Below are 15981 nucleotides of genomic sequence, written 5' to 3'. Positions count from 1 at the left end.
AATCCCATACACTATTAAAATAACATATAGAAAAAGTAGTCTAGACTACATATACGTACAAGGGACTGACCTTCTCAAGATTCGGCAAGGTAAATCCATAAACTGATACTTTATCATACCAACGTGCAAGTAAAGGGAGACCCTAAAAACTTATACTTTCCGATCAATCAAAAAAGAGCGGGACCAGCCCGCTCTTTTTGCCATATAGCATGAATCTTATTCGTATTTGTAACTTGCTAAGCGTTTGTAGGAATCCAAGCGAACCTTAGCATATTTCTCGGCACCTTCAAAGAGTTCTTCTGCAGTTTCCGGGAAGGTGTTAATCAAGGAGGTGTAACGAACTTCGCCCATGAGGAAGTCACGGAAGGAAGCTGTAGGTTCTTTGGAATCGAGGGTGAAAGGATTTTTACCTTGATCTTCAAGATCGGGGTTGAAGCGATAGAGATGCCAGTAACCGGCCTCTACAGCTTTCTTCGCTTCGGTAACGCTCTTCGACATACCGGACTTCAGTCCATGGTTGATGCAAGGAGCATAAGCAATGATGATGGAAGGTCCTTTGTAAGCTTCTGCCTCTTTCATCGCTTTAATGGTTTGAGCCATATTAGCGCCAAGAGCTACTTGAGCTACATAGATATAGCCATAGCTCATAGCCATCATACCCAGGTCTTTCTTGCGGATCTTCTTACCAGCAGCCGCGAACTTAGCAACAGCGGCACGAGGTGTAGCCTTGGAAGATTGACCACCGGTATTGGAGTACACTTCAGTGTCCATAACCAGGATATTGACATCGTCTCCGGAAGCTAAGACATGGTCTAAACCACCATAACCGATATCATAAGCCCAACCGTCTCCACCGACGATCCATTGGGATTTCTTAACAAGATGATCTTTTCTGCCTTTAATATCGGCAATCAAAGCGCTATCGCCTTCGTAAGCGTCCAGAGCCGCACGAACCTTAACCGTTGCAGCTTTAGAAGCATCTGCATCATCCATACCGGCGATCCACTCTTGGAAAGCTTCCTTCATGTCGCCGCTGATTTCAGTTTCGCAAGCTTCTTGCATCAACAGAACCAGTTTTTCCCGTTGTTGACGAACGCCAAGATACATACCGTAACCAAACTCAGCATTGTCCTCAAAGAGGGAGTTAGCCCAGGTAGGACCTTGTCCCTTAGCATTGACAGTATACGGTACGGAAGGAGCACTACCACCCCAGATGGAGCTACATCCGGTAGCGTTGGCAATCATCATGCGATCTCCATAAAGTTGGGTGAGGAGCTTAACATAAGCTGTTTCTCCGCATCCTGGGCAAGCGCCGTTGAACTCGAGGAGAGGTTGTGCAAATTGGCTGCCTTTGACGGTAGTAATATCAAAGCGCTCGGCTTTGTTGGATACGGTCAGCGCATATTCCCAATTACCGGCCTGCTCGGCAGTTTGTTCAGCCGAATCCTTCATGACCAAGGCCTTGCCTTTAGCTGGGCATACTTCGGCGCAGTTTCCGCAGCCTGTGCAATCCAGCGGGCTCACTTGAACGCGAAGTTGGAGGCCTTCAGCTTCTTTACCGAGAGCTTTCTTGGTCACGAAGCCTTCGGGAGCATTGGCAACTTCTTCTTCATTCAGCAAGAATGGGCGGATAGCCGCATGAGGACATACATAAGAGCATTGGTTACATTGAATACACTTTTCAACATCCCATTCAGGCACAACCACAGCAATACCGCGTTTTTCGTAAGCGGTAGTTCCTACAGGTACCGTTCCGTCTTCACGGCCTACGAAAGCGCTGACAGGAAGGCTGTCTCCTTCTTGAGCATTCATGACATTTTGGATGTTAGCCACATAATCAGGAAGATCCACAGTGGCAGCGGCTTCAGCTTGTGCATCGGCAGCATCAGCCCAGGAGGCAGGAACATCAATCTTGACCAGGGAATCCACTCCACGATCAATAGCAGCATTGTTCATATCAACAATGTTTTGGCCTTTTCGACCATAAGTTTTGACTACGGATTCCTTGAGATAGCCGATCGCTTCTTCTACAGGAATAACATTAGCAAGCTTGAAGAAAGCAGATTGCATGATCATATTAATGCGGGAACCTAAGCCGATTTCCCGAGCGATAGAGACTGCATCAATAATGTAGAGTTTAATATCATTTTTAGCAATGAATTTCTTCATAGAAGCAGGAAGCTTTTCTTCCAATTCTTCAGGCTTCCATTGGCAATTCAGGACGAAAGAGCCGCCTTTTTTCAGACCTTTGGTCAGATCATATTGACCAACATAAGCTTGGTTATGGCAGGCAACATAGTTAGCATCGGATACATAGTAAGGGGATTTAATGGGTTTTTTACCAAAACGAACGTGGGAAATGGTGATACCACCGGATTTCTTCGAATCGTATTGGAAATAAGCTTGAGCGTACATAGTGGTGTGGTCACCAATAATTTTAATCGCTTGTTTGTTGGCGCCAACGGTACCGTCAGAGCCTAATCCCCAGAATTTACAAGCAATAGTGCCTTCAGGAGCAGTGTTGATGATTTCATCTTCCGGTAAAGATTTGAAGGTTACATCGTCCACGATACCGATGGTGAAGTCATTCTTAGGCTCAGCTTGGGCAAGATTCTTGTAAACAGCCAGTACTTGGGAAGGAGTCGTATCTTTAGAACCTAAACCATAACGTCCGCCCACGATAACAGGCTTTAATTCATGGTTATAGAAGGAATCTTTAACATCCAGATAGAGAGGTTCACCGGTGGAGCCAGGCTCTTTGGTCCGGTCAAGAACTGCGATAGTTTTAACGGTCTTAGGAAGAACCTTGAACAGATATTTGGTAGAGAAAGGACGGAAGAGGTGAACCTTAACCACGCCCACTTTTTCACCTTTAGCTACTAAATAATCCACAGTTTCTTCAATTGTATCACAGACAGAACCCATGGCGATGATCACACGCTCAGCATCTTCAGCACCATAGTATTGGAATGGATGGTATTCACGGCCGGTGATCTTAGCATATTCGTCCATATAATGGGCTACAATATCAGGAACAGCATCATAATAACGATTCGATACTTCACGGCCTTGGAAATAGACATCCGGGTTTTGGGCAGTACCACGGAGAACAGGACGCTCAGGGTTCAAAGCATTATCCCGGAAAGCTTGAAGAGCATCACGGTCTAAGAGTTTTGCCACATCATCATAATCTGTCACTTCGATTTTTTGAATTTCATGGGATGTACGGAATCCATCAAAGAAGTGAAGGAAAGGAACTTTGGCTTTGATTGTGGCTAAATGGGCAATAAAGCCGAGGTCTAAAGCTTCCTGAACATTATGTGAAGACAATTGAGCAAAACCGGTAGCCCGTACGGACATAACATCCTGATGATCACCGAAAATGGAAAGCGCATGAGTAGCTAAAGCACGAGCACTAACATGGAATACGCTGGGCAAAAGCTCGCCGGCGATTTTATACATATTCGGAATCATTAAGAGCAAACCTTGAGAAGCTGTGTAGGTGGTGGTAAGAGCACCAGCCTGGAGGGACCCGTGAACTGCACCGGCAGCTCCTGCTTCAGATTGCATCTCAACAACTTTGACAGGTTGACCAAAAATATTTTTCTTGTTATGGGCAGCCCATTCATCTACCAATTCAGCCATGGTTGAAGAGGGAGTGATCGGGAAGATGGTTGCTACTTCTGTAAACGCATACGACGCCAGTGCAGCAGCTTCGTTACCATCCATTGTCTTCATTTTTGCCATTTGGTACATCCTCCTAAAAAGATAATTTAATAAAAGGGTTAGAAAAGAAATTCTTTTTTCACCCAAACCTTGCCCATACAAAAAGAATGAATAAATATAAGAAAAAAAGGATTATTCTTATATTAGACATATAAAAATTACTATTAATAAAATAGCAAGTATCAATCAAGTGCTATTTAGAATTTTTAAAATTTCGGGATCTAAATGATTAAATTTTCGCAAAAATTCTATAAAAATGCATTGAGGGAACTATTTCGGTACCTAGACCGAAACGTCCCCTGCAGTCAGTATCAGTATACTCTCAGCCGGATAAATCCGTCAAGACGTAAAATGGAGCTAGAGCCATAATTCTGTAAAAAACTCGTAATAAATGAAACGAATCACATTTAAAAACCAGATCTTCTCTAAAATTTGGATAATTTCTAAATATAGTAGAAAAAAAATAGAATCCCCAGCTTTTTAAATGCCTAAGACCTGTAGGCCCACTAAAGCCACGACTCCCGGGAATCCCAAAAGGCCGACCAAAGTTATGGTAAATACATTAATGGGAATACCGAATCCTACTACGCTCAAAACTAAATCAAAGATCCATAAGCCTACGATTCCCCCCAGGATATGAATCCCAGCCTTTAAGAACTTATTAGGTTGACCTAAGCTGCTCTTAACCACTAAAGCGATCAATAGAATGAATAATGCCAAAAAAATTAAGGTCATAACGAGTCCTCCTTTACCACTACTAGTCCACATTATGCAGAAAATGGATAAAGAAGAACTATTGACCTTAATTTTTGGAGAACCACTCTTTATATCTGGCGACGGCCTTCTAAAGCACGAGCAATGGTAATTTCATCGGCATACTCCAGATCTCCGCCCACCGGTAAACCATGGGCGATACGCGTCACCTTAATTCCTAAAGGCTTAAGCAGCTTGGATAAGTACATAGCGGTAGCTTCTCCTTCTACCGTTGGGTTCATGGCCATGACGACTTCCTTGATTCCTTCCAACCGCCCTAAGAGCTTAGGAATCGTGAGCTGCTCCGGCCCGATCCCTTCCAAAGGGGATATAACGCCATGCAAGACATGATAAAGCCCTTTAAATTCTCTTGTTTTCTCTAAAGAAACCACATCCCGGGGCTGCTCCACAATGCAGAGAAGGGAAGCATCCCTTTTCTCCCCGGTACAAATAGAGCAAGGGTCATGATCCGTATAGTTGCAGCATAGAGAGCACTGCTTGATTTCTTGCTGAGCCTTGATAATGGTTTCTGCTAAATTCTCGGCCACTTGGGGTTGCTGCAGAAGATAAAAAGCTAAGCGGCCTGCCGTTTTGGGTCCAATCCCAGGTAAGCGGGATAAACCCGCAATCAAATCAGCAAGGGGTTCAGGATAATTTAAAAAATCCATAGTTCCTCACTTAGAAGAGACCGGGAATTTTCAAACCATTGGTTAATTTGCCCATTTCTGAGGATACAAGCTCTTCCACCTTACGCAAGCCCTCGTTGACTGCGGCTTTGACCAAATCCTCCAGCATCTCCACATCATCAGGGTCTACAGCTTCCGGTTTAATCTTCAGCTCTACCAGTTCATTTTTCCCATTGACCACAACCTGAACGGCGCCCCCGCCTACAGATGCCTCAACTGTGCGAGTCTTAAGCTCCTCTTGAGCTCTCGCCATTTCTTCCTGGAGCTTCTGAGCTTGTTTAAGCATATTGCTCATATTCCCCATACCGCCGCCTTTAAATGCCATTTCAACTACACTCCTTATACTATTCTTCTTGAACAATCAATAAATCCGATCCAAATAAATCAGCTGCTTTTTTGACCATCGGATTCTCCTTTGATTTCTCAGCTTGATCTGAATCCTTGTTGCCTTTTACATATTCATTTTCCAACAGACTTTGTAAAGTATAGGCTTTGCCAAATAGACTCCCGAGAACCTCTTCGATTGTTTCCCTGTTTTCCTTCTGATTGACCTTATCGCGATGGAAAGAAAAACCTTCTTTAAATACGATAACCAAAGTATCTCCATCCAATTCAACAGGCTTACCTTCCATCAAAAAAGCATGGGTGGATTTTTTGCGTTTTCTTACTTGCTCTAAAACCTCTCCCCAATGCCCTTGGACATCCTGAAAGGACAGGGAAGAACTATCTTTGCCTTCCTGGGTACTTACAGGTTTATCCTGGACTGGAGACTCAACATGCTTTTTATGACTCGGTAGGTCGGAACTTCTCTCCTCGGCCTTCTTGGGTGATTCTACTTTACTTTCTTTGCGACTCTTCCCTGAAGAAAGGTTCTTGATCTCCTCCTCTAATTCCTGCAATCGTTCCAGAACTTGTGGAGATTCCTTGCCATAACTGGGCCCGGAGTCATAAATCACTTGAACCAAAAGAAGTTCCGCCGCTAAACGGGCATTAGCAGCATATTTTAACTGACTTTCTCCCTGAAGCAGAATTCCTATCCATTGCAATAGGGCTTTGAGTCCAATGGTTTCGCATTGAAAAGCCAAATGCTCCTTAAGATGGGGCGCAATATGAGGGAAGGCTTGAGTTGAAGTATAGAGCAAAGCTTGCCGCAGATAATCCAACAGTTCGCGGATAATCTGTCTGGGATCCATCCCTTGATTTATGCCTTCCCCTAAAAAACCTAAGGTCTTGGCATAGTCTCTAGCCAAGAGGTGATCCACAAGTTTGGCGCTGAATTCTTCCCCTACCATTCCCAGGACTTGATAGACCTGCTCCACTCCCAGCTTCCCATCCAGCAGGAGGCACTGATCCAAAATGCTCAAAGCATCTCTCAGCCCCCCTTCAGATTTTTGGGCGATAATCTGGAGGGCTTCTGAATCCACATCCCGACCTATAGTTTGGCATACTTTATCTAAATGTTTGTAAATTTGCTCCAAGGAAATCCGATGGAATTCAAAGCGTTGAACCCGGGAAAGAATGGTTAAGGGGATTTTATGGACTTCCGTGGTAGCCAGAATAAACACCACCCGCTCAGGGGGTTCCTCCAGGGTCTTGAGAAGGGCGTTAAAGGCTTCGGTAGTCAACATATGAACTTCATCAATAATATAAACCTTATATTTGCTTTCTCCGGCACTTAAGCGAACCTTATCCCGTAAATCACGGATTTCATCAATTCCCCGATTGGAAGCTGCATCGATCTCAAAGACTTCCATCGCGCTTCCTTGATCGATGCTCAGACAGGAAGGGCATTGATTGCAAGGCTCAACCCCATCCCGGTGCTCACAATTTAAAGCCTTGGCCAAGACCTTCGCTGTAGTGGTCTTACCAGTCCCTCTCGGTCCACTTAAAAGGTAGGCATGAGCTACTTTACTCTGCACGAGAGCGTTCATCAACGTCTTTGTGACATGCTCCTGCCCTACCATATCTTTAAAATTCTTCGGTCTCCATTCGCGGTATAAGGCCAAATAAGCCATTGGGCTCCCACCTTACGCAAAAAAGATGGTACTAGACCACCTTTATGATAATATTTAAGGCCGTGCACCTTTACTCGAACAGACGCTTCCGGACGAATCCGAGATTCACTGCTCAGCCTAGGCGACCTTGCGGCACACAGAGTTTGCTCCTTAGTGCTGCTTCCGTCAGGACCTGACACGGTTCGAAGTGCTCTGTTGCGCAAGACCCAGACCTCATCACAATTAGCCCCGGCCGCTCCACAAACGCTGCCCTCATGCAGGAGTTCCACCTCGCTAAAGCGGGTTGCGAGTACAAGGATCCGCTACCTCCCCGTCTAGCACGGCCAAATCAATTATAACAAAATAAAAAGCCAAAGTCGAATACGAAACGAATCAAACTTGGCTAAAATGCGCTTATGGCGGAGAGAGAGGGATTCGAACCCTCGACACAGGTCAACCCCATGTACTCGCTTTCCAGGCGAGCGCCTTCGACCAGCTCAGCCATCTCTCCGTGTTCGTCTTGTCAAAAGACTATGAAATTTGGTGACGAAGCTTATTATAAGCTAACATTAGAGACATGTCAATAAAAGACGAATAAAATAATATTTCCGCCAATGGAATAAGCAGTAAAATCACCAAAAAGACATCTGTCTGTACTTATCCAAACGCTGATATTGATTCAAAAGATGATCCAGCTCTTGACTTAACTCTACGACCTCATCATCAACTAAGCTGCGTGTCGTAGCATATCGATACAATTTTCTACGAAGCACCTCAATCTTCTTTAATAACCTCTTTTCCACATTAATTCCTCCCGAAATTGCTTTCAAGAAGATTTTAATCGATTCACATGCAAATAACAACGAAATTAAATCCATAATAAGGTAAATAAATGTCGATAAGAGCAAGGAAAGCGGGTAGTCCTGACGAATATTAACCATGGGAGTGAGGTGGAATTTATGGAGTTTAAAAGATTAACATTGGACAATCTGGATTCCGAACATATTTGCTGTGCAATTACCGATAAAAAAGGAGAATCCGGGGTTTCATCAAAAAAAGATTGGCTCAGAAAACGCTTATCCGAGGGATTGGTCTTCGATAAATTAGATGTACGTGGAAAAGTTTTTATCGAATATATTCCTGCAGAAAAAGCGTGGTGCCCTATTGTGGCCGATAACTATATGTTCATTAATTGCTTCTGGGTTTCCGGACAGTACAAAGGTCAGGGATATGCTAATTTATTACTGGAACGCTGCATCAATGATTCAAAGGAAAAAGGGAAAGAGGGGATTGTTATTTTATCTACGGAGAAGAAAATGCCCTTTCTCTCTGATCCCAAGTATCTGAAATACAAAGGCTTTAAAATAGCAGATAAAGCGGTTCCTTATTATGAACTGCTCTATCTTCCCTTCAGTGCCCAAGCAAACATTCCCCAATTCAAAGAGTGTGTGAAAAACGACCTTATTGATCATAAAGGCTGGGTTATCTATTATACAAACCAATGTCCCCATACTGAAAAATATGTCCCGATCCTTATAAATCATCTAACATCAAAAGGGTTTGCTGTTCAAGCCATTAAACTTGATACAACGGAACAGGGACAAAAGGCACCCAATCCATTTACCACCTATGCCCTTTTTTATAACGGCAAATTTATTACCAACGAGATACTTTCCGAAAAGAGCTTCGACAAGCTTTTAATCAAAATGAAAATTTGCTGAGTTCAGGGTATCAGATATCTTTATCTCTCCGCTGGACCTATCATGTCATTTTACCCTATAGGAGATTCTTGCCGCTAGCCGCCCTACCGCCCCCATAGGGACGATCCGCGCCAGTGCCGATGTGAACCGGCCTAATTTGCGGTAAAAAATATTAAATAAGAGATAAGATTTTCGTTGTGCTCTATGCTCCGGCATACGGCGCAATATATTGGGAAAGGAGTAAAACTCCCGGTATATCCAAAGGTAACCCTCGTACAATTCCTCCGCTGTCATGCCTTTAGGTTGAAATACTACATGAGCCGTATTGTACTTTGACAGCTCATGATCAGTTATTCGTCCTTCATCTTTCATTCGGCGATATAGCTCTGTGCCGGGGTATGGAGTGAGAATATGGGAAGTCAGGGTTTCGATCTTATTCTTTACCAGCCAATCCAGTGTTCTCTGAAAAACATCCGGTTCATCCCCGTCCAGGCCGAATACCATGCTGGCATTGATCATAATGCCTCGGCTGTGAATTTCTGCGGCAAGCTTTTCATATTTCTCAAAGTGATTGTCCTTATTTACCCCATGCAAAGACGAGTTATTGATTGATTCAAAGCCGATAAAAAGACTTTGGCAACCCGTCTCAGCCATTAGATCCAGCAAATCGGGATGGTCGGCTATTTTAGTGGTCACAGCCGCACTCCATTTAAGGTCCATTCCCCGCAGCTTATTAAGTAATTCACGAGTGTAGGAAGGCACACCGATAAAATTATCATCAATAAAAAGGATATGCCGGGTTCCCAGGAATTCGATATCCCTGAGCACATCCTCGACAGGGCGACGGATATACATCCTGTTTTGGCAGCTGTTATAGCAGAAGTCACATCGGTTGGGACAGCCGCGGCTTGTGGTGATAACGTTTGTATAGAGGTAGCGGCTTTTATCGATTCTGTTGTAGGCCGGAGGGACAATCTCATCTCCCCGAAAATCCGCCATGTCATGATAAACCTGCTGAAGCCTGCCCCGTGCAGCATCTTCTATCATAGATGCCCATACCCGCTCGGCAGCGCCGATACAAACAGCGTCGAAATATCCGCTGCACTCATCCGGACTGCTCGTAACGTGAATTCCGCCTGCCACCACAGGTATTCCCAGTCGGCGGAATTTTTTCGCAATCTCTGCTGCTCTGGGCATGACATCCAAAGTTATGGTGATGCCGACCATCTCCGCACCGCAGTGATAATCTATTTTCTCCACATTTTCATTAACCATGATCACTTCATGACCCTCAGGTGTAAGACTCATCAGCGTAAGCAGTGACAAAGGAGGAGCCATACGAGTCTTCAAATCAGTATCCATAGGCCTTTTATTCATTTTAGGTTGAATCAGTACGATTCTCATATCCTATCTCCATCTGCATACCAGCACATAAACCAGGTCTGCCAGCACTACCGTTGTCCAGTGTATGACGATGAACAGAGTAAACTTTTCAACAATGCCGTTAGGCTCACTCAATATCATCAGATAAAATCCGGCAATGGCGGCAAGTGTAAGGATGGCAGCTACTGCAAGGCACTGGATAAGGTAGGCTGTGTGGTACTCATCATAGTGATGACGGCGAAAGATCAGCATAAGTACAACCAGTACGGTTATCCCTATTAAGGCATAAGCAATGTATGCGTGATGTCCGGAAGCCAGAAAATTGCTCCAGCCGGTCCAAAAGGGATGAATGGCCGTTGCCCGATTGTAGTATAAGAGATTTTCAAATTCAAGATGTCCGGAAGTAACAATAAAGATTAACCCGTAGAAGGCGGTAAATAGGCTTAATCCTATCGCATTGACTGCCGGGTTTTTGAGAAAATGCTTCATTTCCTATCCTCCTCTTTGAACAGAAACAGCGCCTCAATGGTTACACTAAAGAATTGCGCCAGATCATACGCCAGCCAAATGGATGGATCAAATTTGCCTGTTTCTATGGCATTGATGGCCTGTCGTGAAACTCCCACATGCTCACCCAGCTCTTTTTGAGTTAGTCCACGCTCTTCCCGGAGACGCTTTACATTATTTTGCACGGCATTACCCCCTGCTATGATGTCAGGTACACCTTACATTAAAAATAGCAGATCGGCGGTATGGTGTCAAGTTAACCTTACACCATAGATAAAAAAGTGCTTAAGCTAGGAAAATGCTCCAAAGGGTACATCTTTTATTCCCCTCCAGTCCTTGGCCGTCGCGGGAGAGATCGGAGACTTCGGTTCTGGAACCGGGCATTTTACACTACAAAAGAGGGGGAACACGTTAAAAACCCCCTCCTTGTAGGCAGTGCTATTAAAAAAGCTTAATCGCCGATTTGTTCCTCATTATATTTTTCTATTGAATCCAATACCGCTTTTCTGACTCCCTTAATAATGCCTATGGAGGTCATGCTCGAACCGGTAATCGCATCAACCTCTAAAGTTTGTTGCTTTAAAATTGCAGCCGGAATTACAAGCATGGCCTCTTTGTAGTATTTGGAATCCACCTCAAAATGCTGCAGAATCTTGATCTTCTTGACGAAATTATCCTCAATGGTGACCTCTAATTTCAACCCGGGACTATAACCGGTACTTTCAGTTATATAGGTTCCATTGGCCAGCTCTAGCCCTTTAAAAGAAAAATAATAGGGTAAATCAGCTTGGTTAGGGGCGGGATTAGAACTTGTATTATTACTGGTGTTGTCTTCCTTTTGCTGCTCTTCTACCATTGCTTCATAGGTAACATCACTATTCATTTCGGATAGTATTCGAAAAATATTAATACCTCCGACATCAACAATATGCCAAACGAGGGTTACTACAAAAAGAATTGTTAAAGCTTGATGTATAGGTAGCCATTTAGTTTTTAAGTTCTTACAAACCCAACTGATGCCTAAGGCAATCGTCACTAACCAGTTTAAGGTGCCGATATTCACACTTAGCACCGGATCAGAAGAATGTGCCCCATGAATTAAGCTTATGACAATAAGGACAAAGCCTAAGACTATATGAGGGGTCTTTAGATATCTATTAATTTCAACCAACCGGGAACGCTTTTCCCCTTGAACTTTGGGTATTAGTTTTCGGAATAAATACTTCGAGATCAAAAAAATTCCAATTAGAACTGCTAACCAACCAAATACATAATCCAGAATAAAACCTATCATAGCTATACTCCCGAGAATTATTTTTTTAATCATTCAAAGGGCAAAAAAATTAATAATAACCAACAACCAAGAAAGCCTTTTACTTCAAAGTTGTTGGTTATTATTTTTTTAGAGTGATTATTAGTTTAAATTTTTAGAACCAGGGATATTGTCCCATTACTGAAGAATAAAATAGAATACGTCCTGTTACCTCCCCGAGAACCACTCCAACCAGGGTTAAAGCAGCAAATGTACTGCTGGATTTTTGGTTAGCGATAAATACTCCTGCAAATACCATGGGAAGTAGAATACCGATCATTAAGCGCACAGCGAAGAAAAATGAAGCAAAGGTTGCTGCAACTGCGGCAGATTGTTCAGCCGATGCACCATAGGTTTGAGCGAAGGACCCCAGTACCAAACCCACAAGTACAACAGCAGCTATAACGAAGATACCCAGTGTTCTTCTAACTTTCTGACCGGCTTCCCCTTCAATCTTACTTAGAAGGAAAGCTACAGATACAGATCCTAAGAGTAAAGCTGTAAGAACAAAGGCTGCTGTAGTTTGCCAAGAATTCCATGCTAATCTAGCAGGTAAGGCATAGACTTTGCTGGAAATTACTATTGCTATTAAACCAACACCACTAAGAAGTAGACCCACTATTTTTTTGGAAGAACTAGCCGGTGTTTTCCACCACATATAGCTGTAGATAAGAGCCAAAACTCCTACAATCACGAAGGCCAGAATCTCCATACTTAATTTGGAAACTCCAAGATTGCTAATAGCTTTAATAGCACTAAGGGGCTGGCCTAAGTGGAATACGGAAAAGATTATACCTAGACCTACTAATGGTAAAACAGAGATACCGCCCACCCTTAATTTTTTCAAGGAAGCTTCATCTAAATCTGAGGAAAACATATATTCTACTAGTGTGATAGTTAGGGCTAAGCCGATAGCCCATTGACCAAGAACAGTGAATAATACTAATGGGAATTCCCATGTGCCCATTTAAAGCCCTCCTCTCTATTTTTTAAATGCTTTCGCAGGATTGATGATAATAGCCGGATTTGTGATGCTTGCAGAAGGTGTTATGGGTAGTTCTTGAACTCCGGAATATTTAGCCTTTAATTCTTCAATATCGCCGGCAACCAGGTTACCCCCGGGGCAAGCTTCTACACAGCGAGGCTCTAAGCCTTGTTCAATACGTTCTTTACAATAACTGCATTTACTGGTTTTACCCTCTTCCGGGTCATACTGAGGGACACCATAGGGACAAGCCATGACACACATCCTACAGCCGATACATTTGCTATGATCTTGGTAAACTATGCCATTATCTAATCTGGTATAAGCACCGGCCGGACAGTTAAGCAAACACTGCGGGTTCTTACAATGGTTGCATCCCATTGAAATAGTTGCATGGGAGGCAGGATTTTCGGTATCGAATTTACGGACTTTACGCCATTGAACACCGGGAGCAGTTTTTTGCTCAGATTTACATGCTACCATGCAGGTTTGGCATCCGTAACAGTTTGCCATATTAATATAGAAGCCAACTTGTTTAGCCATGGGTTACGCCTCCTTCCTAATTTCTACTAAGGTATTGTTACAACTGTGGCCACCACCAAGTGGTTCGACAAAGTCACTTGTTACATAGCTGCTGCTGCCGCCGTGTTGTTCCCACCACCCGTTTTCCAAAGCTACGATGCCTTTCTTAATGTGGTCTTTAACAATAGCAACACATTTGTGTTCGCCACGGTCATTAAAGGCTACTACCCGATCTCCATCATTAATACCGCGAGCTGCAGCATCTTCCGAATGAATAAGCACATGTGGTTTATCACCGCAGGTTTCCAAAATCCAGGGTAAGTTACCAAAGGTAGAGTGAATAGTACGATTGATTTTTCTTTGTACAGCCATCAGTGGGTACTTGGCAGCCAACTCTTTATCCCCGTGGATAAATTCGTTGGGTCTGATGTAGGTAACAACTGGATTAAAGCCTTTTGACTTCCACATTGGCATATATAATTCAGCTTTTTGGGTCGGTGTTTTAAATATACCGTCTTTGTAGGGTATATATGGATCAGGGGTCCCCAGCACTGGCCCTTGCTTCAACTGTTCTAGGGTAATGCCTGTGCCTTCAAGACATACTTCGATCAACTCTTCCGGAGTTTTATCAAAGGCTTCACCGAAACCCAACTTTTTAGCTAACATAGTAAAGATCTCCAAATCGGATTTTGCTTCACCCGGTGGTTTAACCGCCTTTTCCATAAGCTGGACATAATGGCTGCGGTTATTGGCTAACAAATCTGTATACTCAAATACAGTGGTGTTGGGCAATATCAGGTCCGCATATAAAGCCGTAGGAGTCATCAAGCTATCCACGACTACCACGAAAGGAATCTTCTTTAAGGCTGCTTTTACGGCATTGGTATTGGGGAACTGGGTCATTAAGCTTGTCGTCATTACCCAGAGGAAGCCGATCTTATTGGGCTTGTCGGCTAAAAGATACTCACCAAGTTTTGGTGATGGAATCGATCCGAACTCGCCTTGAGGTTTTGGGGATTTGATGGGAGCATTAATCTTAAGATTAGTTTGTACCCCGCCCGCATCACAAACACCATTGCCTGGTTTACCCCAGTTACCCGTGAAAACTGAAAGGTAGAATTGAATGCCTACTGCATAGGATCCGTATTCGGTACGTTGGAAACCACCCATGTTGGTGATCATCATGGCAGGTTTGATGGTTGCATATTCATGTGCAAGGCGAATCACGGTTTCAGCCGGAACGTCTGTCTCTTCTTGAACCTTTTCTGGGGTCCAGATCTTCGTCTCTTCATAGATCAGGTCAAATACTGTGGTATATTTTTCCGAAATTTCGGTGTTTGCCACGCTGAGAGCCGGAGAAATTCCTTTTGCATCATGGGCCACTATGCTTTTGCTAATTTCATCATATACCAGATAACTTGTTTCGTTATCATCTGCTTTAGCCTGATCTCCGGTAGCCTTATCTACCAAGAAATGAACACTACTATGATTCTGTAAGAAATCAAGATCATATAACTTCTCTTCGATAATAATCTTTAACATACCTAGACCGAGTGCTGCATCGGTACCCGGCAAAATCGGTATCCACTCGTCGGATTTAGCTGCTGTCTCACTAAAGCGCGGATCAATCGTAACCATTCTGGCACCATTACTCATAGCGTCCATATATCTATACATGTATGATTGCATGGTTACTGCCGGGTTTGTTCCCCAAACCAGGATGTATTTGCTATCTTGAATGGTATCTCTGGTATCTTCGTAACGGGAACCAAGCATGGGTGGCATGGTCGTCGTTACTACTTGGCAACATAAAGATCCGACAAATGGAGTAGATCCCCCAAGGTAATTAAAAAACGCACCTGATAGTGGATTGACTAATTGACCAAAGTTACCGGACCCACCCTTATAGGCTATCCCTTGGTTACCCAGTTCCTTTTGAGTTTCTTTAATCTTGGTTACGATTAGATCGGTGGCTTCGTCCCAACTAATTTCTTTCCATTTGCCCTCACCTTTTTCACCGGTTCTCAGCATTGGCATTTTGATTCTGTCGGGATGATTGACCCATTGCACCCGGCTCAAACCTCTCAAGCAGGCTTTTGTAGGATCATCTGTATTAGCCTCCACTTTCACTAGTTTTCCGTCTACTACATAACCTTTTAAGTTATGGTGCAGGCACTCCATGGTACAGCTGGAAGTGAATGTTTTAGCATTTGTTAGATCTACCGGAGCTCCTTCTGCGACATCAGCCCAAGTACCAACTATTCCCGCACTACCAAGAGTAACTGCAGCTGCCGCAGCACCGGAACCTTTGATAAAGGTACGTCTTGAGATTTTTGTGGCTTCTTTTCTTTTATTCTCAGTTGTCATGACCATTCCCCTTTCCTTAATTTCTTTTACTGTGTTACTAGGACAA

At 43.6% G+C, this 15981-nt stretch carries 14 protein-coding genes, 1 tRNA gene and 1 other RNA gene; 1 reads left to right on the top strand and 15 read right to left on the bottom strand.

The features are described 5' to 3' along the window. Nucleotides 1-216 precede the first annotated feature (216 nt). The 8 genes from nifJ to DESPCE1_RS0100150 all read right to left on the bottom strand — a co-directional run bounded on the left by nifJ (nt 217) and on the right by DESPCE1_RS0100150 (nt 7962). Nucleotides 217-3747, bottom strand: a complete 3531-nt coding sequence (gene nifJ / locus DESPCE1_RS0100180) for a pyruvate:ferredoxin (flavodoxin) oxidoreductase (protein WP_019849101.1) — start codon at nt 3745-3747, stop codon at nt 217-219. 459 nt (nt 3748-4206) lie between these two features. Next, nucleotides 4207-4461 (bottom strand): pro-sigmaK processing inhibitor BofA family protein, encoded by a 255-nt coding sequence (locus DESPCE1_RS0100175; RefSeq protein ID WP_014792035.1) that lies wholly within the window; start codon nt 4459-4461, stop codon nt 4207-4209. 89 nt (nt 4462-4550) lie between these two features. Continuing rightward, nucleotides 4551-5147: a recombination mediator RecR gene (gene recR, locus DESPCE1_RS0100170; protein ID WP_014792034.1), complete on the bottom strand. Its 597-nt coding sequence runs from the start codon at nt 5145-5147 to the stop codon at nt 4551-4553. A gap of 10 nt (nt 5148-5157) precedes the next feature. Next, complete coding sequence (locus DESPCE1_RS0100165) at nt 5158-5490, bottom strand: YbaB/EbfC family nucleoid-associated protein (RefSeq protein ID WP_014792033.1); 333 nt, start codon at nt 5488-5490, stop codon at nt 5158-5160. Nucleotides 5491-5509: 19 nt separating this feature from the next. Beyond that, a complete protein-coding gene (gene dnaX / locus DESPCE1_RS0100160) occupies nt 5510-7180 on the bottom strand; it encodes a DNA polymerase III subunit gamma/tau (RefSeq protein ID WP_019849100.1) in 1671 nt (556 codons plus the stop codon). A 60-nt stretch (nt 7181-7240) separates the two neighbouring features. Then, nucleotides 7241-7503: signal recognition particle sRNA large type (gene ffs, locus DESPCE1_RS22170), an RNA gene on the bottom strand. A 73-nt stretch (nt 7504-7576) separates the two neighbouring features. Next, nucleotides 7577-7670: transfer RNA gene (locus tag DESPCE1_RS0100155), tRNA-Ser, on the bottom strand. Between the two features lie 121 nt (nt 7671-7791). Next, entirely contained in the window at nt 7792-7962 is a 171-nt protein-coding gene (locus DESPCE1_RS0100150; protein ID WP_014792031.1) for an aspartyl-phosphate phosphatase Spo0E family protein, read from the bottom strand. Between the two features lie 156 nt (nt 7963-8118). On the opposite strand from DESPCE1_RS0100150, the gene DESPCE1_RS0100145 reads away from it, so the two are divergent. Beyond that, on the top strand, nt 8119-8880 hold the full coding sequence (locus DESPCE1_RS0100145; RefSeq protein ID WP_019849099.1) for an N-acetyltransferase: 762 nt from the start codon (nt 8119-8121) through the stop codon (nt 8878-8880). A gap of 45 nt (nt 8881-8925) precedes the next feature. On the opposite strand, the gene DESPCE1_RS0100140 is transcribed toward DESPCE1_RS0100145, so the two are convergent. From DESPCE1_RS0100140 to DESPCE1_RS0100110, 7 genes are all read right to left on the bottom strand, one after another. Next, entirely contained in the window at nt 8926-10263 is a 1338-nt protein-coding gene (locus tag DESPCE1_RS0100140) for a B12-binding domain-containing radical SAM protein (protein ID WP_019849098.1), read from the bottom strand. A gap of 3 nt (nt 10264-10266) precedes the next feature. Next, on the bottom strand, nt 10267-10731 hold the full coding sequence (locus DESPCE1_RS0100135; protein WP_014792028.1) for a hypothetical protein: 465 nt from the start codon (nt 10729-10731) through the stop codon (nt 10267-10269). Continuing rightward, on the bottom strand, nt 10728-10934 hold the full coding sequence (locus DESPCE1_RS0100130) for a helix-turn-helix transcriptional regulator (protein WP_019849097.1): 207 nt from the start codon (nt 10932-10934) through the stop codon (nt 10728-10730). Before DESPCE1_RS0100130 ends, DESPCE1_RS0100135 begins: the two co-directional genes overlap by 4 nt. Nucleotides 10935-11200: 266 nt before the next feature. Next, on the bottom strand, nt 11201-12043 hold the full coding sequence (locus tag DESPCE1_RS0100125) for an FMN-binding protein (protein ID WP_019849096.1): 843 nt from the start codon (nt 12041-12043) through the stop codon (nt 11201-11203). A 133-nt stretch (nt 12044-12176) separates the two neighbouring features. Further along, nucleotides 12177-13028, bottom strand: coding sequence for a DmsC/YnfH family molybdoenzyme membrane anchor subunit (locus DESPCE1_RS0100120; protein ID WP_019849095.1), 852 nt, complete (start codon nt 13026-13028; stop codon nt 12177-12179). A gap of 15 nt (nt 13029-13043) precedes the next feature. Beyond that, nucleotides 13044-13589 carry a 4Fe-4S dicluster domain-containing protein gene (locus tag DESPCE1_RS0100115; RefSeq protein WP_014792024.1) on the bottom strand — a complete coding sequence of 182 codons (546 nt, stop codon included), beginning with the start codon at nt 13587-13589 and terminating at the stop codon, nt 13044-13046. Nucleotides 13590-13592: 3 nt separating this feature from the next. Next, nucleotides 13593-15935, bottom strand: coding sequence for a molybdopterin-dependent oxidoreductase (locus DESPCE1_RS0100110; protein ID WP_019849094.1), 2343 nt, complete (start codon nt 15933-15935; stop codon nt 13593-13595). Nucleotides 15936-15981: the final 46 nt, after the last annotated feature.

This window comes from Desulfitobacterium sp. PCE1, from assembly GCF_000384015.1.
GTDB classification, from domain to species: domain Bacteria; phylum Bacillota; class Desulfitobacteriia; order Desulfitobacteriales; family Desulfitobacteriaceae; genus Desulfitobacterium; species Desulfitobacterium dehalogenans.
The sequence above is the reverse complement of the archived record's forward strand: the minus strand, read 5'-3'. Positions and strand labels throughout refer to the sequence as shown.